We start from the raw sequence: 19426 nt of genomic DNA on the forward strand, positions 1-19426 counted from the left end.
GGGGCGGACGGCGGTGTTGCTTCCGGGTGCCCTGCGCCCGTACGGATGAGCGTTAGCGCGGCACCACGCTCTCGATGGACCATTCGCGCCAGCCGTCCAGCTTGTCCGAGGCCGTCTGGAGCTGGTCCGCCACCGGCCCCGGGCCGGTCGAGCCCGCTGTCGTCCGGGCCGCCAGGGCCGAGCGGACGCTGAGCACCTCGCGCACCGACGGGTCGAGATGCTCGCTGACCGTCTTCAGGTCCTCGTCCGAGACGTCCTCCAGCTCGCATTCGCGGGCCGCGCACAGCGCCACCAGGCGGCCGGTGATCTCGTGGGCGTCGCGGAACGGGACGTGCTTGCGGACCAGCCAGTCCGCCACTTCGGTGGCCAGGGAGAAGCCGATCGGGGCGGCCGCGGCGAGGCGGTCCACCCGTACCGTCATGGTCGAGATCATTCCGGCCAGCGCGGGGAGCAGCAGCTGGAGTGTGTCGATCGCGTCGAAGGCCGGTTCCTTGTCCTCCTGCATGTCGCGGTCGTAGGTCAGCGGCAGGCCCTTGAGCATGGTCAGCACCGCGACCAGGCCACCGATGAGCCGGCCCGCCTTCCCGCGGGCCAGCTCGGCGATGTCCGCGTTCTTCTTCTGCGGCATGATCGACGAGCCGGTGGCGAACGCGTCGTCGAGGATCACCCAGCCGAACTCCTGCGAGGTCCAGAGGACCACCTCCTCGCCGAGGCGGGACAGGTGCACGCCGATCAGGCCGGTGATGAAGAGGAACTCGGCGACGAAGTCGCGGTCCGACACCGCGTCCATCGAGTTCTGCGCCGGCGCCTTGAAACCCAGCTCCTTGGCCACCGCGCCCGGGTCCAGCGGCAGCGACGAGCCGGCCAGGGCGCCCGAGCCCAACGGCGAGATCGCCGTGCGGGCGTCCCAGTCGCGCAGCCGGTCGAGGTCGCGCAGCAGCGGCTGGACGTGGGCCAGCAGCCAGTGGCCGAAGCTCACCGGCTGGGCGTGCTGCAGGTGGGTCATGCCCGGCGCGGGCGTGTCGAGGTGCCGGCCGGCCTGCTCCAGCAGCGCGTCCGCCAGCTCGACCACCGCGGCGGCCACCCCGCGGGCGTGGTCGCGCAGGTACATCCGCAGGTCGGTGGCGACCTGGTCGTTGCGGGAACGGCCCGCGCGCAGCTTGCCGCCCAGGGTGCCGAGGCGTTCCAGCAGACCGCGTTCCAGGGCGGTGTGCACGTCCTCGTCCTCGACGGTCGGGCGGAACTCCCCCGCCGCGCACGCCGACTCCAGATCGTCCAGCGCGGCCAGCATCTGGCCGAGCTCGTCCGCGTCGAGCAGACCCGCGCCGGCCAGGACGCGGGCGTGGGCCCGCGAGGCCGCGATGTCGTACGGGGCCAGGCGCCAGTCGAAATGCACGCTCACGCTCAGCCGGGCCAGGGCCTCCGCCGGTCCGCCGGCGAAACGGCCACCCCACAGCCTGGTCGGACCTTCGGTCTCCGGCACGCGCTCACTCCTTCAATTCGGTTCGGGTGACCCACGATAGGGTCCGTCCCATGACGCTCGACCTGCACGATGATGTTGTCTCATTGACCCGCGCGCTCTGCGACATCCCCTCGGTCAGCGGCGACGAGGGCACTCTCGCCGACGCTGTGGAGGCCTCCCTGCGCAAGCTGGGACACCTCGAGGTGCTGCGCGACGGCGACGCCCTGGTGGCTCGCACGAACCTGGGCCGGGACAAGCGGATCGTGCTCGCCGGGCACCTGGACACCGTACCGATCAAGGACAATCTTCCCACCTGGACCACCGGCGAGGGCGACGCCCAGCTCCTGCACGGGCGCGGCACCTGCGACATGAAGGCCGGCCTGGCCACCCAGCTGCGCATCGCCGCGACCGTCACCGAGCCGCGCCACGACCTCACCTTCGTCTGCTACGACAACGAGGAGGTCGCCTCGGTCAAAAACGGGCTCGGCCGGCTCGTGCGCAACCACCCGGACTGGCTGGCCGGTGACTTCGCCATCCTGGGCGAGCCCTCCAACAGCGGCGTCGAGGGCGGCTGCCAGGGCACCATGCGGGTGCGGATCACGCTGCGGGGCAAGGCCGCGCACACCGCCCGGGCCTGGCGCGGGATCAACGCGATCCACGCCGCCGCCCCGGTGCTGGCCATCCTCAACGCCTACGAGCCGCGGCGCCCGTTCGTCGACGGCCTGCAGTACCACGAGGGCCTCAACGCCGTGAACATCCAGGGCGGCATCGCCGGCAACGTGCTGCCCGACGAGTGCGTCATCGACATCAACCACCGGTTCGCGCCGGACCGCAGCGTCGACGAGGCCTACGCGTACCTGCGCGAGGTCTTCGCCGGCTACGAGCTGGAGATCCGGGACCAGGCTCCGGGCGCCCGCCCGGGCCTCGACCGGCCGGCGGCGGCCGAGTTCCTGGCCGTGGTCGGCAAGGAGCCGGCACCGAAGTTCGGCTGGACGGACGTGGCCCGCTTCGCCGAACTCGGCATCCCGGCCGTCAACTACGCACCGGGCGACCCGCTGCTCGCCCACACCGACGAGGAATACGTGCCGGTCGCGGAGATCCGCGAATGCGAGCGCGTGCTGGCCGCCTGGTTGGGGTAGCCGCGACCCAAGTCGCACTCCGCCCGTCGTTGTCGGGGGCGCCGATTTCTGGACGGGCGCCCTTTCCCGTCCGGAAATCGGTGACCTCGACAACGACCTCATGGGGCGGAGTGCCCGCCGAGCGGAGCGAGGCCAGCAGACGCAGCGATCGCGCCGGGGATGGCGTACATGTGGGCGAAGGCGCGGGCCTGCTCGCCGGTCCACAGCGACGAGCCGTAGCCGTAGACGACGCCCTGCCGGGTGGCCGCGTCCAGCAGGCTGTACGGGCTGCGGCTGCCCAGCGGGATCACGTTGCCCTTCTGCAGCCGGATCCGCACCTCGCCGGTGACCCGGGTCTGGCTGGAGTCCAGGAACGCCCTGAAGTCGTCCAGGATCGGATCGTAGTAGACGGCCTCGTGCAGCAGGTCGCCGTACGTGTTGCCGAGCTGCAGCTTGGTGGCCTGCTGCCGGTTGCTCAGGGTGAGGCGCTCCAGCTCGCGGTGCGCCGCGATCAGGGTGAGCATGCCGGGGGCCTCGAAGCCGACCCGGGCCAGGTTGCCGACCATGGTCGAGCCCATGTGGATGCCCCGGCCGACGCCGTGCTCGGCGGCCAGCGTGTTCAGCGAGCGCAGGATGGCGTAGTTCGGCGCGTCCGGGCCGGTCCCCTCGATCGGGGTGCCGTCCAGCGTGGTCGCCGAGGTGACCTCACCCTCGTCGAAGGCCAGGATCAGCTCGACCCCGGCGGAAGGGGCGTCGTTGATGGACTTCGTGCTCTCCCAGGCCTCCTCGGGCAGGTAGTCCCAGGAGCCGTAGGTCTCCTTGCCGCCGATCGAGGTGCCGATCAGGCCCTCGTTGATCGAGTACGTGGTGACCTTGTCGCTGGTCTCGAAGCCGTGCTGCCGCAGGAAGTCCCGCTCGAACTCGCGGGTCAGCCGCTCGTCGCGGATCGGGGTGATGATCTCCAGCTGCGGGGCCAGCGCGCGGATCACCGAGTCGTAGCGCACGTGGTCGGCGCCCGCGCCGGTGGAGCCGTGCGCGATCGCGTCGGCGCCGTTGTCCAGCGCGCACTGCACGACCTTCTCCGCCTGGACCAGCCGTTCCGCGCCGACGCAGGACGGGTAGCCGCCGTTGCGCAGGTAGTTCGCCTTGATCGCGTACGTGACCACGCGCGCGTACAGCTCCTCGCGGGCGTCGATGACGAAGTGCCGCGCCGAGCCCAGCTCCTCCGCGCGGGCCCGGACGACGTCACCCTCGCCGCTGTGCAGGCCGCCGGTGTCGACGTTGGCGGTGAGCACCTCCCAGCCCTGCTCGCGCAGCGAGACCAGGGCGTACGAGGTGTCGAGGCCGCCGGAGAAGGCGAGGACGATCTTGCGCTTGGACATCAGGATTTCCTTATCAGGACGCGGGGATCTCGAGGATGGGCACGTAGGTCGTCCCGTCCTGGACGAGGTGGCCGGGGGCGAGCACGTAGTACGTGCACTCCCGGGCCTCGATGGCCTTCTGCATGGCCCGCTGCCGCTCGTAGTCGAACGGGTCGAGCAGGAACGACGGCTCCGGCTCCGGCCCGGTGACCGGCACGGTGAAGTCGTTCTCGTACACGAACGAGCCGGGCGAGGTGTGGAACGGCACGGTCGCCACCATGATGCGCAGCCGGCCGAAACGGGTGTGCACCCGCAGGGCGCTGTTGTCGTACTGGGTGACGCCGTCGAGCTTCTGCGCCTGGTACGCCGACAGCGCCAGCGCCTTGAGCGCCTTGCCCAGCCCGACGCTGGTCCACAGCGACCACAGCGACCAGCCGACCCAGGTGCCCGGGGCCGCACTGGGCGCGGCGCAGTAGCCGGCGATCGGGATCGGGCCGTTGTAGTCGCTCTGCTTGGCCTTGTCGAACACCGCCCGCATGTGGCGCTTGGCGTCCGCGTCGAAGGCGCTGGTCTCCAGCACCTCGGTGAACGACGACTGCGGCAGCGCGGCGATGACCGCGGCCGAGGGCATCAGGATGAGGTCGACCATCACCCACTGCGGCATCGGGATGCCCCGGTCGCCGAACGCGATGCCGTTCATGACGTTGAACAGATTGAGGAAGGCGCCGGTGTCCCAGCCCTTGTCCTCGGTCGTGTCGGTGAAGTCCAGCCAGCTCAGCTTGTGGCCGTACGGGGCCTCGTTGAGGAACGGCCGCAGCGACTCGTTGGACGCCAGGTAGAACTCCAGCCCGTGGTTGAGGAGCTTCTGCATGTTGTCGGCGAAGCCGGGGAAGTGCGCCTCGACGGCGGTCATGGTTGGCTCCCTTCGGGGTCGGCACGGCTCCAGGCCGTGAGCTTCTCGGCGAGCGCGGCGCCCGGCCCGTCGCCGGCGTCGCGGGCCACCACGAGGATGGTGTCGTCGCCGGCGATGGTGCCGACGACGTCGGGCAGGCCCGAGCGGTCCAGGGCGCTGGCCAGGAACTGCGCCGCGCCCGGCGGCACCCGCAGCACCACCAGGTTGCCGCTGACGTCGACCGAGTTGAGCAGTTCGCGCAGCAGCCGGATCAGCCGGGCCGGGGCCTGCTCGACCGGGCGCAGGGCGGGCAGCCCGTCCTCGGGGATGACGTAGACCCCGCCGACCTTGACCGCCCGCAGCTCCTCCAGGTCGCGCGACAGCGTCGCCTGGGTGACCTGGACGCCGTCGACGGCCAGCAGGTCGGCCAGTTCGGTCTGCGACCGCACGGCCTTGTCCCGCACCAGCTCGACGATCCGCGCGTGCCGCGCCGCGCGGGTACCCGGCCCGGTCATTGCTGGTCCAGCAGCCAGGCGAGCAGGGCCTTCTGGGCGTGCAGGCGGTTCTCGGCCTGGTCGAAGACCGCGCTCTGCGCGCCGTCCATCACCTCGTCGGTGATCTCCTCGCCGCGGTGCGCCGGCAGGCAGTGCAGCACGATCGCGTCGGGCGCGGCCGCGGCCAGCAGGTCCTTGTTGATCTGGTACGGCCGGAACGGCGTGTGCCGGTCGATCCCGTCGTCCTCCATGCCCATCGACGTCCACGCGTCGGTGGCCAGCACGTGCGCGCCCGACGCTGCTTCTTGCGGGTCACGCAGCACCGCGACGGAACCGCCGGTGCCGGCCGCGATCTCCGCCGCCCGGGCCACCACGGCCGGGTTCGGGTCGAAGCCTTCCGGGCCGGCGACCCGCACGTGCAGGCCCGCGGTCGCGCCGGCCAGCAGGTACGAGTGGGCCATGTTGTTCGCGGCGTCGCCCACGTAGGTCAGCGTGCGCCCGGCCGTGGCGCCCAGCCGCTCGCGGATCGTCTGCAGGTCGGCCAGCAGCTGGCAGGGGTGGAAGCCGGTGGTCAGCGCGTTGACCACCGGCACGTGCACGTCGGAGGCGAGCTCGGCCAGCCGCTCGTCGCCGGAGGTGCGGAACACGATCGCGGACACGTACCGGGAGACGACCCGGCCCGCGTCCAGCAGCGACTCACCGCGGCCGAAGTGGGTGGCCTGGGTGTCCACCACGATGGCGTTGCCGCCCAGCTCGGGGATGCCGGTCTCGAACGACAGCCGGGTACGCAGGCTGACCTTGTCGAAGAAGACGGCGACCGACCGCGGGCCCTCCAGCGGCCGGTACGCGAACCGGTCGGCCTTCATCGCGGCGGCCAGGTCGAGCACCGCGCTCTGCTCGGCGGGCGACAGGTCGTCGTCGCGCAGGAAGTGGCGAGTCACTTGACGACCTCCCCGAGCGCCGCGACGAACGCCTCGGCCTGGCCGGTGGTCAGGATCAGCGGCGGGGCCAGCCGGATCACGTCGGGCTGGATCGGGTTCACCAGGAAGCCGGCCTCCTGCAGGGACTTCGCCACCTCCGCGGACACCGGCGCGGTGAGCTCGATGCCCAGCAGCAACCCGGCACCCCGGACCCCGGCGATCGCCGGGCTGTGCAGACCCTCGACGCCGCGCCGGATCAGCTCGCCGACCCGCTTGACGTGATCGAGCAGGCCCTCGCCGGCGATGGTCCGGATGACGGCCAGGCCGGCCGCGCAGCTGACCGGGTTGCCGCCGAAGGTGGTGCCGTGCGAGCCGGGCCCGAACAGCTCCCCGGCCTTGCCGAAGGCGATGCAGGCGCCCAGCGGCAGGCCGCCGCCGAGCCCCTTGGCCAGCGTCACGACGTCGGGCTCGACACCCTCGCTCTGGTGGTGGAACCAGTGCCCGGTGCGCCCGATGCCGGTCTGCACCTCGTCGAGCACCAGCAGGGTGCCGGTGGCGGTGCAGATCTCCCGGGCCGCGGCCAGGTAGCCGGGCGGCGGCACGACCACGCCCATCTCGCCCTGGATCGGCTCGAGGATGAGCATGGCGGTCTGCGTCGTGACGGCCGCGCGCAGGGCTTCGGCATCGCCGTACGGGACGTGGGTGACCTCGCCCGGCAGCGGCCGGAACGGCTCACGCTTGCCGGGCTGACCGGTCAGGGCGAGCGCCCCCATCGTGCGGCCGTGGAAGCCGCCCTCGGTGGCCACCACGTGGGTGCGACCGGTGAGCCGGGACAGCTTGAACGCGGCCTCGTTGGCCTCCGCACCCGAGTTGCTGAAGATGACCCGGCCGGGGCGCCCGGCCAGGGCCAGCAGCAGCTCGGCCAGGGCCAGCGGAGGCTCGGCGATGTAGAGGTTGGAGACGTGGCCCAGGGTGGCCACCTGCTGGGAGACCGCGGCGACGATGGCCGGGTGGGCGTGGCCCAGGGCGTTCACCGCGATGCCGCCGAGCAGGTCGACGTACTCCTTGCCGTCCTCACCGACCACGACGGCGCCGGACCCGCTGATCAGGCCCAGCGACGGAGTGCCGTAGTTGTTCATCATGCTCTGCGACCACCGGTCGCGGAAGCTGGTCATGACGGGACCACCATCGTGCCGAATCCTTCCGAGGTGAACACTTCGAGCAGCGTCGAGTGCGGCACGCGGCCGTCGACCACGTGCGCCGCGGGGACGCCGCCCTGCACCGCCCGCAGGCACGCCTCCATCTTCGGCACCATGCCGGACTGGAGGCTGGGCAGCAGCTTCTCCAGCGCGTCGGTGTCGATCTGCGAGGTGAGCGAGGAGGTGTCGGGCCAGTTGGTGTAGAGGCCGGGCACGTCGGTGAGCACGACCAGCTTGCGGGCGCCGAGCGCGACGGCCAGGGCGGCCGCGGCGGTGTCGGCGTTGACGTTGTGCACCAGGCCGTCGGCGTCGGGCGCGACGGTGGCGACGACCGGGATGCGCCCGGCGGCGATCAGGTCGTCCACGGCCGAGGTGTCGACCTGCGCGACGTCACCGACCTGGCCGATGTCGACCGGCTCACCGTCGACGACCGCATGCCGGCGTACGGCGGTGAACAGCCGGGCGTCCTCACCGGACAGACCGACGGCGAACGGGCCGTGCTCGTTGATCAGGCCGACCAGCTCGCGGCCGACCTGGCCGACCAGCACCATCCGGACGACGTCCATCGCCTCCGGGGTGGTGACGCGCAGGCCGCCGCGGAACTCGCTCTCGATGCCGAGCTTGCCGAGCATCGACGAGATCTGCGGGCCGCCGCCGTGCACCACGACCGGCTTGATGCCGGCGTAACGCAGGAAGACCATGTCGGCGGCGAAGGCCCGCTGCAGCTCGGGGTCGATCATCGCGTTGCCGCCGTACTTGATGACGACGGTGGTGCCGTGGAAGCGTTCGAGCCAGGGCAGGGCCTCGATCAGGATGGCGGCCTTGTCGGAAGCGTTCACGAGCTGTACGCCGAGTTCTCGTGCACGTACGCGTGTGACAGGTCGGTGGTGCGGATCGTCGCGCTCATCTCACCCTCGTGCAGGTGCACGGTGATGGTCACGTCCCGTCCGCTGAGGTCCACCTTGGACCGGTCCTCGGCGGCGGCCCCGCCCCGGCACACCCACACACCGTTGACGGCGACGTCGATGCGGTCCGGCGCGAACGCCGCGGCGGTGGTCCCGACCGCGGCCAGGATCCGGCCCCAGTTCGGGTCGTTGCCGAACAGCGCGGTCTTGACCAGGTTGTTGCGGGCGACCGTACGCCCGACCTCGACCGCGTCGGCCTCGCTGGCCGCGCCCAGCACCTCGATGGCGATGTGCTTGGTGGCGCCCTCGGCGTCGTCGATCAGCTGACGGGCCAGGTCGTCGCAGACGGCGGTGACCGCGGCGGTCAGCTCCTCCTGCGTCGGCTGGACGTCGGAGGCGCCGCTGGCCAGCAGCAGCACGGTGTCGTTGGTGGACATGCAGCCGTCGGCGTCGATCCGGTCGAAGGTCAGCCGGGTGGCCTCGCGCAGGGCGGTGTCCAGGGCCTCGGAGCCGGCGACCGCGTCGGTGGTGAGCACGACCAGCATGGTGGCCAGGGCGGGGGCGAGCATGCCGGCGCCCTTGGCGATGCCGCCGACCGACCAGCCCTCGCCGTGCGCGACCGCGTTCTTGGCCACGGTGTCGGTGGTCATGATGGCGCTCGCGGCGGCCGGGCCGCCGTCCGGCTTCAGCGCCTTGACCGCGGCGGTCACGCCGGGCAGCAGCTTGTCCATCGGCAGCAGCTCGCCGATCAGGCCGGTCGAGCACACCGCGATGTCGCCGGCGCCGACCAGCAGCGGCTTCGGCCCGCCGCGCAGCACCGCGGCGGTGTGCTCGGCGGTGGCGTGGGTGTCCCGGAAGCCCTGGGTGCCGGTGCAGGCGTTGGCACCGCCGGAGTTGAGCACGACGGCCCGGACGACACCGCCCTTGAGCACCTGCTGGCTCCACATCACGGGCGCGGCCTTGACCCGGTTGGCGGTGAAGACACCGGCCACCGTGGCATCGGGCCCGTCGTTGACGACGACCGCCACGTCGGGACCGCCGCCGGTCTTCAGCCCCGCGGCGACACCGCTGGCCCGGAACCCCTTGGGGGTGGTGATCGTCACGGAGCGACTCCGAATACCGTCAGGCCCGCGGTCTCCGGCAGGCCGAGCATGAGGTTGGCGCACTGCACGGCCTGGCCCGCGGCGCCCTTGCCGAGATTGTCCAGAGCACTGACGACGACGATCCGCCCGGAGTCGACGTCGAGAGTGGCCTGCAGGTGGCAGGAGTTGGAGCCGGCCGTGGCCGCGGTGTGCGGCCAGGTGCCGGCGGGCAGGACGTGCACGAACGGCTCGTCGGCGTAGGCGGCCTGGAGCACGGCCCGCGGATCGGCGTCACCGAGCGGCCGGGCCGTGACGGTGGCGAGAATGCCGCGCGGCATCGGCGCGAGCACCGGCGTCATCGACAGCGAGGTCGCGCCGGTGGCCTGCTTGATCTCGGGAACGTGCTGGTGCGCGCCGACCTTGTAGGGCGACAGGTCACCCATCACCTCGCTGGCCAGCAGGTTGACCTTGGCGGACCGGCCGGCCCCGGACGTGCCGGACGAGGCGACCACCACGACGTCGGCGGGATCGGCGGCCCCGGCGGCGATCAGCGGGGCCAGGGCAAGAGCGATGGTGGCCGCGTAGCAGCCGGTGTTGGCCACCCGGTCGCTGGCGGCGATGGCGGCCCGGTGCCCGGGCAGCTCCGGCAGGCCGTAGGTCCAGGTGCCGGCGTGCGTGCCGCCGTAGTAGCGGCCCCAGGCGTCGGCGTCGTGCAGCCGGAAGTCGGCGCCCAGATCGACGATCTTGACCCCGGCGGGCAGCTGCGCGGCCAGCGCCGCCGACTGCCCGTGCGGCAGGGCCAGGAAGACCAGATCAGCGTCGGCCAGGGTCTGCGCGTCGGTCACCCCGAGGACCAGATCCAGGCCCGCGAGCTGCGGGTGTACGGCGGCCACGGGCGTTCCCGCCTGACTGTGCGCCGTGGCGGCGACGAGGTCGAACTCGGGGTGCCCGGCGATCAGGCGCAGCAGCTCGCCCCCGGCGTACCCACTCGCCCCGGCGACAGCAACCCTGATTCCCATACTTACCTCCGCATGACTATGCAGAGGACGGTATCAACGCGCAGAGCCAGGAAGCAACCTCGAATGGTGGCGCCCTCACCCGATCAGGTGCAGCCGGAACGCCGCGTCCCGCACGAGCAGCACGCCGATGATCGCCAGGACCCAGCCCAGCGCCCCGTCCAGGTGCCGGGACATCCACGCGCTGACCAGCTGCAACGGCGTCTCGATCCGGCTGCCCAGCGCGGTACGCACCCCGAGCAGCAGCAGCGCGGGCAGCACCATCACGACGACGTACCCGGTGAGCAGCGCCACTCGCACGGGGGCGCCCACGTCCGCCGCCGTCAGCAATCCGACCGCCGCCAGGTACGGCACCATCGACAGCACCTCGATGCCCGCCGCAGCGATGCCCAGCCCGGCCATCGCCCGCGGGGAGGCCTCGGCGGTCGACAGCCGGGTCCGCCAGCGCGTCGCCGGGTCCACCCCACCCCGGCGGGCGCGACGCCGGCGCACGCGCTTGGGCTCGAAGTAGAAGCTGAGCAGGAACAGCGCGACACCCACCACCAGCTGGACCCGGCCCACGACATCGTTGCCGTCGAGCAGGCCGCGCAGCGAGCCCGCGCCGGTGATCAGGATCAGCCCGACGACGAAGTAGAAGCCCGCGACCGTGCCCAGATAGACGAAGAACTGCCGCACCCGCAGCTTCGGCTCGAGCAGCATCCACAGCGGAATGAGCAGCGTCCCGATGCTCGTGCTGTCGACCAGGGCCAGACCTACCAGGGCGGCGACAAGAGTCCACTCCACCGCAAGGACTCTAGGTGCCGCCTACGACGTTCCGCTGCCCCACGACCGCAGCGCCGGTGGCCCTCGGCGGGTCCGCCCGGGACCGGACGGGCGGTCCGGCCGGGTGGCCCTCGTCAGCCGCTATCGTGCCCCGGTCGGGTCAAGCGCTCCGGGGAGGTCCACTGTGCGGGTACGTCAGGTCCTGGCCGTCGGTGCGGTCCTGGCCGCGCTGGCCGGCTGCGGCTCCGCCGAGCCTGCCGGTTCGCCGGGCGGAGGGCCTCCACCCGGCTACCCTCCGCCCGGTGGCCCACACCCTGGAGGCCCTCCGCCCGGTGGCGCGCCTCCCCCGCCCGGGATGCTGCCGCCGCCGGACCGGGCGACCGCCGAGGCCTACGTCGCCGACCTGCGGCAGATCGACCCGGCCATCGTCGGCGACGGCGACATCCGCCGGCTCGTCGACCGGGGCCGCGACCAGTGCGCCAGCGTCAAGGAGTGGCCGGACGACCAGGCCGAGCTGGTGGCGCTGACCAACCAGCGCTTCACCGCGCCGGACCATCCCGACGGCTTCGGCGAGGCCACCGCCGCCCGGATCCTCGAGGTCGTGCGCAAGCGGATCTGCCCCTCCTACTGAGAGGCGGTGGACGGGCAGCGACGTGGGCGGGTATGACTTCAGCCATGGCTGACAAGGATCTGGTCCGCATCCGGGAGACCGCCCTGGCGTACGCCGAGGCCGTCCGCACCACCCAGCGCTTCTTCGACCGCGTGGAGGACCTCGACGACCCGTCCGTGCAGGCCGAGTACGCGAACCTGGCCCAGCGCGAGAAGGAGGCCGCGGGGGCCCGCCTGGACGCCATCGACGCGGCGGGCATCGAAGTCCCCAGCGTGGACAGCAGCGACAACGACGCCTGACCGTACGCCCGGTTCCGGTACAAATTGACCGAAGATACGACCCCTGGGGTCGCCGGTACCGGTTCCGGGCTGTGCGACACTTCCGGACGCTTACCGATGTGTTGCGTTTCGGAGGAAACCTCGTGGCCGCTGCGGACCCGTACCGTGATCCCTCGCTGCCCGTCGAGCAGCGGGTCGAGGATCTGCTCGGCCGGATGACCCTGGCCGAGAAGGTCGGCCAGATGTTGCAGCTCGACGCGCGCGGCGACCTCAAGGACGCGGTCAGCACCCGGCTCGCCGGCTCGATCCTGCACGCCTCCCCGCAGCGCATGCTGGAGGCGATCGACCTGGCCGCCGGCACCCGGCTCGGCATTCCGCTGATCACCGCCGAGGACTGCATCCACGGGCACGGCTTCTGGCCCGGCGCCACGGTCTTCCCGACCCAGCTCGCCATGGCCGCCAGCTGGGACGCGGGCCTGGTCGAGCGGGTGGCCCGGACCACCGCGATCGAGGTCTCCGCGACCGGCATCCACTGGACCTTCTCCCCCGTGCTGTGCATCACCCGGGACCTGCGCTGGGGCCGGGTGGACGAAACGTTCGGCGAGGACCCGTTCCTGATCGGTGAGCTCGGCGCCGCGATGGTCCGCGGCTACCAGGGCGACGGCCTGACCGACCCGACCGCCGTGCTGGCCTCCGCCAAGCACTTCGCGGGCTACTCCGAGACCCAGGGCGGGCGCGACGCCAGCGAGGCCGACCTGAGCCCCCGCAAGCTGCGCTCGTGGTTCCTGCCGCCGTTCGAGCGGGTGGCCCGCGAGGGCTGCGCCACCTTCATGCTCGGCTACCAGTCGATGGACGGCGTGCCCATCACCCTCAACCGGTGGCTGCTCAACGACGTGCTCAAGCAGGAGTGGGGCTTCACCGGCACGCTGGTCACCGACTGGGACAACGTCGGCCGGATGGTCTGGGAGCAGAAGGTCTGCGCCGACCTGGTCGACGCCGCCGCGCAGGCCGTCCGGGCGGGCAACGACCTGGTGATGACCACCCCGGGCTTCTTCGAGGGCGCGCAGACCGCCGTCGAGCAGGGCCGGATCAGTGAGGATGAGATCGACGCGGCGGTCCGGCGGATCCTGCGGCTCAAGTTCGAGTTCGGCCTCTTCGAGAACCCGCGGGCCCCTGACGCCGTACGGCAGGCGGCCGTGATCGGGCACCGCGACCACGCCGCGCTCAACCTCGAGATCGCCCGCCGGTCGCTGGTCCTGCTGCGCAACGACGGCACGCTGCCGCTGGCCGGTGGACTGGTCGCCGACGCGGACGGGCGCGCCTCGGGGGACACCGGTGCGCGGACCGTCGCGGTCATCGGCCCCAACGCGGACGCCCCGCAGTCGCAGTTGGGTGACTGGGCCGGCGCCTCCGGGCAGGTCGACTGGATGCCCGACGGCCAGCCCCGCGAGCTGATCGAGACCGTGCTCGACGGCTTCCGTCGGGTCGCCCCGGCAGACTGGACGATCACCACCGCGCTCGGGGCCGAGATCGAGCGGTTGGTGCCGGACCCGGCCGGTGCGACGTACCCAGACGGGCAGCCGCGGCCGCCGATCTCCGAGCCCGCCACCGCCGACCCCGCGCTCATCGCCGAGGCGGTGGCCGCCGCGCGCGCCGCCGACTACGCGGTCGTGGTGGTCGGCGACACCGTCGCGCTGACCGGCGAGAGCAAGTCCACCGCGACGCTGGAGCTGCAGGGCGGGCAGATCGCGCTGCTGGACGCACTCGCCGAGCTCGACACCCCGGTGGTACTGGTGCTGCTGAACTCCAAGCCGGCCGCGCTGCCGCCGTCCGCGCTGGCCTCGGCCGCGATCGTGCAGGCCTTCAACCCGGGCATGCGTGGCGGCCGCGCGCTGGCCGAGCTGCTGTTCGGGCTGGTCGAGCCGACCGGGCGGATGCCGCTGTCGGCGGCCCGGCACGTCGGCCAGCAGCCGGTCTACTACAACCAGATCCGCGGCCAGCACGGCACCCGCTACGCGGACCTGACCCAGGACCCGCTGTTCGCCTTCGGCGAGGGCCTGAGCTACACCACCATCGAGTACGCGGACCTGACGATCGCCCGGCCGCGGGTGCGCGCCGACGGCACGATCCAGGCGAGTGTCCGGCTCACCAACACCGGCACCCGGCCGGCGCTGGAGACCGTGCAGGCCTACATCAGCGACCTCGTCACCAGTGTCACCTGGGCGGCGCGGGAGCTGAAGGCGTACCGGCAGGTGCTGGTGCCCGCGGGCGAGAGCGTCACGGTCGACATCGAGCTGGCCGCGGCCGACTGCTCGCTGGTCACCGCGGACGCCCGCCGGGTCGTCGAGCCCGGCGACTTCGACCTGCTGGTGGGACCCAGCTCGCGCCCGGAGAGCCTGCTCAGCGCCCGCTTCAGCATCGGCTGACGGCTGGCGGCGGGGTTCTATGCTGCCGTGATGGCAGCGTGTCCCGAGCTGACCGTCGCGCGCCGCCCGCGGCGCGACGAGGGTTTCTTCGGGGTAACCCCGAGGGCGCAGGATTGACCACCGCAGCGCATCGCCGGCGCGCCTCTGCGCTTCGCGCAGCTCGGCGCAGGCACGACCGGGCATCGTCGGGGCACGCTGCCACTACCGTCGGGCGGGACGCGACGGCGCTGGCCGATGCCCTGCTGACCACGTCGTGGCGGCGGGCGGCGATGCTGCGGGCGGCCTGGGTCGTCTTCGGACGGCGGGCGCGCTGGGTGCGTCCGGCGGTGGGCGCGGCGCTCCGGGCGTACCGGGAAGCCCCGGCCGACCGGCCGCGTGAGCTGGCCGGCTTCCTCGCCGCGAGCGGACACCTGGGCGCGCACCGCACGGTCGTGCGGCACCGCTTGGTCGCGCCGACCCGGACCACCCGGATGCGCTGGCCGACACCGCGGATCGACGACCTGGCCGCCCTGGCCGACTTCCTGTCTCTCGACGGCGACATGATGGACTGGTTCGCCGACCGGCGGGAGATCAACCGGTACGCCCGCGACGAACGGCTGCGCCACTACCGCTACACCTGGCTGCCGCACCGGCTGATCGAGGCGCCCAAGCCGATGCTGCGCGACCTGCAACGGCGGCTGCTCGCCGAGGTCCTCGCCGGGGTACCGGTGCACGAGCGGGTCCACGGTTTCGTGCCCGGCCGCGGCGTGCACAGCTTCGCGGCCTCGCACGCCGGGCAGGAGGTGCTGGTCAGCCTGGATCTGCGGGCGTTCTTCTCCAGCATCACGGCGGCCCGGGTGTATGCGGTGTTCCGCCAGGCCGGCTTTCCCGAGCCGGTGGCGCACACGCTGACCGCGCTGACCACCACCCGTACGCCGGCGCACGTGCTGCGCGGCGCTCCGGACGCGACGCGGGCGGCGTTGCTGCGCCGGCCGCACCTGCCGCAGGGCGCGCCGACCTCTCCGGCGCTGGCCAACCTGTGCGCGTTCCGGCTGGACCGGCGGCTGACCGGCCTGGCCGACCGCTTCGGCCTGCACTACTCCCGCTACGCGGACGACCTGGCCTTCTCCGGCACGCTGGGCGACCGCCGGGTCCACGACCTGATCGCGTACGTGCGCACCGTCGTCGCCGAGGAGGGGTTCCGGACGCACCCGGACAAGACCCGGGTGCGCCGGCAGGGAGATCGGCAGCTGCTGGCCGGCCTGGTGGTCAACGCGCGACCGGCCGTGGCCCGCGAGGACTACGACCGGCTGCGGGCGGTCCTGCACAACGCCGGCCGGCACGGGCTGGCCGCCGCCAACCGGGAGGGGCATCCGGATTTCGCCGCGCACCTCGCCGGCCGCGTCGCCTGGATGGCCCACCGCCACCCCGCCCGCGCCGCCAAGCTGCACGACCTGCTCCGGGCGGCGGTGGCCGCTCCCGCTGCACCACCCGCGCCGGTAAGCTGACGGTGACCCCGGGAGAGTGAGTGAAGCGGCCTACGATCGCCGATGTCGCGCGGCACGCCGGCGTCTCGAAAGGCGCGGTGTCGTACGCGCTCAACGGCCAGCCAGGAGTCTCGGACAGCACCCGCGAGCGCATCCTCGCCGTCGCCCGGGACATCGGATTCAGCCCCAGCAACGCGGCCCGGGCGCTGTCCCGGGCGAGCGCGAACGCCGTCGGCCTGGCCCCGTGCCGGCCGGCCAAGATCCTCGGCGTCGAGCCGTGGTTCATGGGCCTGATCAGCGGCTTCGAGCAGGAGCTGGCGGCCCGCTCCTACGCGCTGACCCTGCAGGTGGTCTCCACCCCCGAGGAGGAGGTCGAGGTCTACCGGCGCTGGTGGGGTGAGCGGCGCATCGACGGCGTGATCCTCACCGACCTGCGTGAGGGCGACATCCGCATCCCGGTGCTGCAGGAGCTCGAGCTGCCGGCCGTGATGCTGGGCGGCCCGGCCGACACCGGCACCATCCCGCAGCTCTGGTCCGACGACACCGGCTCGATGACCGAGGCCGTGCGTTACCTCGCCGCGCTGGGCCATCGCCGGATCGCCCGGGTGAGCGGGCTCACCAGCCTGCTGCACACCCACGAGCGGACCCGCGCGTTCGTCGAGGCGTGCGCGGCGCTCGGCCTGCACGACGCGGTCACCGCGCAGGCGGACTACACCGGTGAGGAGGGCGGCCGGGCCACCCGGCGTCTGCTGATCCGCACCGACCGGCCCACCGCGATCATCTACGACAACGACGTGATGGCGGTCGCCGGCCTGGCCGCGGCCCAGCAGATGGGCCTGTCCGTGCCCGCCGACCTGTCCATCGTGGCCTGGGACGACTCGCTGCTGTGCAGCCTGGTGCACCCGGCGTTGACCACCCTGAGCCGGGACATCCCCGGGTACGGCGCCCAGGCGGCCCGGCAGCTGCTCAGGGTGATCGACGGCGAGAAGGTCGACAGCGCCGAGGGCAGCGCCGCCCACCTGACCACCCGGGGCAGCACGGCCCCGCCACGCTGACCGCGCATCCGGTTCGTTCCCCGTCCGGCGGGCAAGATGACCGCAAGCAGCTGGCGAGAGGAATGACATGACCCGGATCGCGGTGACCGGCGGAAGCGGCAAGCTGGGACGGGCGGTGCTCGCGGATCTGGCCGCGCACGGCAACGAGGTCGTCAACCTCGACGTCGCGGCCCCGCGCCCGGCCCTGAAGATCGACCTGACCGACTACGGGCAGACCGTCGAGGCGCTCACCGCCATCGACGACCGCTACGACAAGATCGACGCGGTGGTGCACCTGGCGGCGATCCCGGCGCCCGGCCTCATCCCGAACGCGGCGACGTTCCAGAACAACATCACGGCCACCTACAACGTCTTCTCGGCGGCCCGCCTGGCCGGGATCACCAACGTCGTATGGGCTTCCAGCGAGACCGTGCTGGGGCTGCCGTTCAGCACCCCGCCGCCGTACATCCCGGTCGACGAGGACTATCCGGCCCGCCCGGAGTCGACGTACTCGCTGGTCAAGCACCTCGAGGAGACGATGGCCGCGCAGTTCTGCCGGTGGAATCCCGAGCTGAAGATGATCGGGCTGCGCTTCTCCAACGTCATGGACCCGGAGGACTACGCCGGGTTCCCGTCGTTCGACGCCGACCCGCGCAGCCGCAGCTGGAACCTGTGGGGCTACATCGACGCCCGCGACGGGGCGCAGGCGGTGCGCAAGGCGCTGGCGTACGGGACGCCCGGCGTGGAGGTCTTCGTCATCGCCAACGCCGACACCGTGATGAGCCGGTCGAGTGCTTCGCTGGCGGCGGAGGTCTTTCCCGGCGTACCGGTGAAGAAAGAGCTCGGGGAGCACGAGACGCTGCTCTCGATCGACAAGGCCCGCCGGGTCCTGGGCTACGAGCCCGAGCACAGCTGGCGCGACGAGGTGTCGTGAGAGCCGGGCCTCACGGCGCGGTGAGCCGGGCGGCCGCGATCGGCCGCATCCGGTAGCCCAGCTTCTCGTAGGTCCGGATCGCCGCGAAGTTGTTGCCGTCGACCAGCAGCGCCACCCGGCTGCGGCCCTTGATCAGCTCGTCGGTGACAAAGGCGCAGAGCGTCGTGCCGAGGCCCTGCCCGCGGGTCCGGGTCCGGGTCGCCACCCCGGCGACAAAACCGATCTCCGGTACGGACCAGGCGTCGGCCGCCACCGCCTGCAGCTGCCCGGTGGCGTCGCGCAGACCGGCCCAGCGCCGTACCCCGGAGTCGCCGGGCCGGGCCCACGAACCGGGGTGCTCGGCCTCCAGCAGCGCCGTGACCTCGGGGATCTCGGCATCGGTGAGCCAGCGCGGCTCGCCGGCGACGCGGACCGGCGCGGGCGCCGGCGTGGTGGTGTCCATCCAGCCGAAGCGGGCCACCAGCTGCAGACCCTCGACCCGTTCGGTGAGAGCGTCGATCAGCGCCGCGTCCGCGACCGGGTTGAAGCCGGTGACCTGCGCTCGGATGCGCCGCACCAGCTCGGCGACGTCATCGGGGCTGCCGCGCAGCGCCAGCCGGTCGCGGCGGGAGACGTCCCGGCAGGCGACGGCCGCGGCGTCGCCGAGAGCCCAGGCGCGGGCACCGGTACGCATGTCCTGAGCCGTCCACAGCAGCAGCGGGTCGTCGTCGGCGGAGATCCGATCCAAGGCCGTCATCACCGGCAATGATGCCCGGTCCGCCGCGCTTGACGCCGGCTGGCATCGTCACCGGCATGATCAAGGTCTGGTTCCGGCGCGGCGTCGTGGCGGGTGCGCTCAGCGTGGCGGCAGCGGTGCTCACCATGGCGGCCGGCGACCTCTGGGTACGCGCTGCGGCCCGCGGCCACGTCTACACCGTGGCAGCAGTGCCCGCGGCCCCGGTTGCACTGGTGCTGGGCGCCCAGGTGTATCCCGACGGCAACCCCTCGCCGTTCCTGGCCGCGCGGCTGGAGATCGCCCGGCAACTGCTCGCCGCCGGCAAGGTGCGCGCGATCCTGGTCTCCGGCGACCACATGGACTGGGGTTACAACGAGCCCGGGGCGATGTTCCAGTGGCTGGTCGACCGGGGCGTGCCGAGCCAGCGGATCGTGCTGGACCACGCGGGCTTCGACACGTACGACTCGTGCGCCCGGGCCCGCGAGGTGTTCGGCGTCAGCAAGGCCGTCGTGGTGACCCAGAGCTACCACATCGACCGCGCGGTGACCCTGTGCCGCCGGCTGGGCGTCGACGCGACCGGGGTGGGCGACGACACCGTCCGGATCTACCGCGAGCCGTGGCGCAACAGTGTGATCCGCGAGCGCGGTGCGGTGGTCAAGGCGCTCACCGACGTACTCTCCGGCCGTGACCCGGTCTTCCTCGGCCCGCGGGAACCGGGCGTCGAGGCGGCCCTGAACAGCTACTGAGTGGCG

Annotated in this window: 19 protein-coding genes; 8 read left to right on the top strand and 11 right to left on the bottom strand. The window is 72.5% G+C overall.

Features of this window, described 5'->3' with window-relative positions; all coding sequences use genetic code 11:
- Nucleotides 1-52 precede the first annotated feature (52 nt).
- On the bottom strand, nucleotides 53-1483 hold the full coding sequence (gene argH, locus ACZ6S4_RS35290) for an argininosuccinate lyase (protein ID WP_465479075.1): 1431 nt from the start codon (nucleotides 1481-1483) through the stop codon (nucleotides 53-55).
- Between the two features lie 50 nt (nucleotides 1484-1533).
- Here argH and dapE point away from each other — a divergent pair, with 50 nt between their 5' ends.
- Nucleotides 1534-2601, top strand: coding sequence for a succinyl-diaminopimelate desuccinylase (gene dapE, locus ACZ6S4_RS35295; RefSeq protein ID WP_465479076.1), 1068 nt, complete (start codon nucleotides 1534-1536; stop codon nucleotides 2599-2601).
- Between the two features lie 98 nt (nucleotides 2602-2699).
- Here dapE and ACZ6S4_RS35300 read toward each other — a convergent pair whose 3' ends face one another.
- The 9 genes from ACZ6S4_RS35300 to ACZ6S4_RS35340 form a co-directional block, all read right to left on the bottom strand.
- A complete protein-coding gene (locus ACZ6S4_RS35300) occupies nucleotides 2700-3962 on the bottom strand; it encodes an argininosuccinate synthase (RefSeq protein WP_465479077.1) in 1263 nt (420 codons plus the stop codon).
- Between the two features lie 13 nt (nucleotides 3963-3975).
- Entirely contained in the window at nucleotides 3976-4854 is an 879-nt protein-coding gene (locus ACZ6S4_RS35305) for a hypothetical protein (RefSeq protein WP_465479078.1), read from the bottom strand.
- Nucleotides 4851-5348 (bottom strand): arginine repressor, encoded by a 498-nt coding sequence (locus ACZ6S4_RS35310; RefSeq protein WP_212992594.1) that lies wholly within the window; start codon nucleotides 5346-5348, stop codon nucleotides 4851-4853. The genes ACZ6S4_RS35305 and ACZ6S4_RS35310 overlap by 4 nt, the downstream gene beginning before the upstream one ends.
- A complete protein-coding gene (argF, locus tag ACZ6S4_RS35315; RefSeq protein ID WP_465479079.1) occupies nucleotides 5345-6268 on the bottom strand; it encodes an ornithine carbamoyltransferase in 924 nt (307 codons plus the stop codon). Before argF ends, ACZ6S4_RS35310 begins: the two co-directional genes overlap by 4 nt.
- A complete protein-coding gene (locus ACZ6S4_RS35320) occupies nucleotides 6265-7422 on the bottom strand; it encodes an acetylornithine transaminase (RefSeq protein WP_465479080.1) in 1158 nt (385 codons plus the stop codon). Before ACZ6S4_RS35320 ends, argF begins: the two co-directional genes overlap by 4 nt.
- Nucleotides 7419-8285, bottom strand: a complete 867-nt coding sequence (argB, locus tag ACZ6S4_RS35325) for an acetylglutamate kinase (protein ID WP_433719824.1) — start codon at nucleotides 8283-8285, stop codon at nucleotides 7419-7421. Before argB ends, ACZ6S4_RS35320 begins: the two co-directional genes overlap by 4 nt.
- Nucleotides 8282-9454, bottom strand: a complete 1173-nt coding sequence (gene argJ, locus ACZ6S4_RS35330) for a bifunctional glutamate N-acetyltransferase/amino-acid acetyltransferase ArgJ (RefSeq protein ID WP_360556283.1) — start codon at nucleotides 9452-9454, stop codon at nucleotides 8282-8284. Before argJ ends, argB begins: the two co-directional genes overlap by 4 nt.
- Nucleotides 9451-10452 carry an N-acetyl-gamma-glutamyl-phosphate reductase gene (gene argC / locus ACZ6S4_RS35335; RefSeq protein ID WP_465479081.1) on the bottom strand — a complete coding sequence of 334 codons (1002 nt, stop codon included), beginning with the start codon at nucleotides 10450-10452 and terminating at the stop codon, nucleotides 9451-9453. Before argC ends, argJ begins: the two co-directional genes overlap by 4 nt.
- A gap of 75 nt (nucleotides 10453-10527) precedes the next feature.
- Nucleotides 10528-11232: a GAP family protein gene (locus ACZ6S4_RS35340; protein WP_465479082.1), complete on the bottom strand. Its 705-nt coding sequence runs from the start codon at nucleotides 11230-11232 to the stop codon at nucleotides 10528-10530.
- A 334-nt stretch (nucleotides 11233-11566) separates the two neighbouring features.
- Between ACZ6S4_RS35340 and ACZ6S4_RS35345 the strand changes: the two genes are divergently transcribed.
- The 6 genes from ACZ6S4_RS35345 to ACZ6S4_RS35370 all read left to right on the top strand — a co-directional run bounded on the left by ACZ6S4_RS35345 (nucleotide 11567) and on the right by ACZ6S4_RS35370 (nucleotide 17959).
- Nucleotides 11567-11842, top strand: coding sequence for a hypothetical protein (locus ACZ6S4_RS35345; protein WP_465479083.1), 276 nt, complete (start codon nucleotides 11567-11569; stop codon nucleotides 11840-11842).
- A 44-nt stretch (nucleotides 11843-11886) separates the two neighbouring features.
- On the top strand, nucleotides 11887-12120 hold the full coding sequence (locus ACZ6S4_RS35350) for a hypothetical protein (protein WP_465479084.1): 234 nt from the start codon (nucleotides 11887-11889) through the stop codon (nucleotides 12118-12120).
- Nucleotides 12121-12242: 122 nt separating this feature from the next.
- Nucleotides 12243-14525 (top strand): exo-beta-d-1,3/1,6-glucosidase, encoded by a 2283-nt coding sequence (locus tag ACZ6S4_RS35355; protein ID WP_465479085.1) that lies wholly within the window; start codon nucleotides 12243-12245, stop codon nucleotides 14523-14525.
- 113 nt (nucleotides 14526-14638) lie between these two features.
- Entirely contained in the window at nucleotides 14639-16012 is a 1374-nt protein-coding gene (locus ACZ6S4_RS35360; RefSeq protein ID WP_465479086.1) for a reverse transcriptase family protein, read from the top strand.
- A gap of 20 nt (nucleotides 16013-16032) precedes the next feature.
- Complete coding sequence (locus tag ACZ6S4_RS35365; protein WP_465479087.1) at nucleotides 16033-17046, top strand: LacI family DNA-binding transcriptional regulator; 1014 nt, start codon at nucleotides 16033-16035, stop codon at nucleotides 17044-17046.
- A 67-nt stretch (nucleotides 17047-17113) separates the two neighbouring features.
- Entirely contained in the window at nucleotides 17114-17959 is an 846-nt protein-coding gene (locus tag ACZ6S4_RS35370) for an NAD-dependent epimerase/dehydratase family protein (protein WP_465479088.1), read from the top strand.
- Nucleotides 17960-17969: 10 nt separating this feature from the next.
- On the opposite strand, the gene ACZ6S4_RS35375 is transcribed toward ACZ6S4_RS35370, so the two are convergent.
- A complete protein-coding gene (locus ACZ6S4_RS35375) occupies nucleotides 17970-18695 on the bottom strand; it encodes a GNAT family N-acetyltransferase (protein WP_465479089.1) in 726 nt (241 codons plus the stop codon).
- 56 nt (nucleotides 18696-18751) lie between these two features.
- Between ACZ6S4_RS35375 and ACZ6S4_RS35380 the strand changes: the two genes are divergently transcribed.
- Nucleotides 18752-19420, top strand: coding sequence for a SanA/YdcF family protein (locus ACZ6S4_RS35380; RefSeq protein ID WP_465479090.1), 669 nt, complete (start codon nucleotides 18752-18754; stop codon nucleotides 19418-19420).
- The last annotated feature ends 6 nt before the right edge of the window (nucleotides 19421-19426 follow it).

The organism is Actinoplanes sp. NPDC051405, from assembly GCF_055586185.1.